This is a genomic window from Citrobacter sp. TBCS-15 (assembly GCF_005280815.1).
Classification (GTDB): Bacteria; Pseudomonadota; Gammaproteobacteria; order Enterobacterales; family Enterobacteriaceae; genus Citrobacter; species Citrobacter werkmanii.
In genome coordinates this window covers 1-236 of sequence record NZ_SZWK01000140.1, presented here as the reverse complement: position 1 = coordinate 236, position 236 = coordinate 1, and the positions used below count along the sequence as shown (strand labels likewise).

1 protein-coding gene is annotated in these 236 nt (G+C 39.0%); it reads right to left on the bottom strand.

Annotated elements, in window-relative coordinates; all coding sequences use genetic code 11:
* Window positions 1–236, bottom strand: a 236-nt coding sequence (locus tag FDW96_RS25235) for a hypothetical protein (RefSeq protein ID WP_212732880.1), incomplete at both ends; no start/stop codon positions are given.

Sequence of the window (236 nt, the reverse complement as noted above, 5' to 3'; positions counted from 1 at the left end):
TTCAGCCTTTACTTTTTCCACTAGTTCGCTATCTGGTTCTTTTTTTGATTTATTGACGCAAGTGAATACTGAATCAACGTATGAAAAGTTTAAATCATCGTCAAACTGATATCCACGCGCTTTGACTGATAACTTAGAGAAGTCGTTATGCTTGCCACGTTTAGGGCTTAACATTAACATAAATTCTGCCCATGCTGTTAGAGTAGAACCACCCAAGGCGTCACTAGGCTTTACCA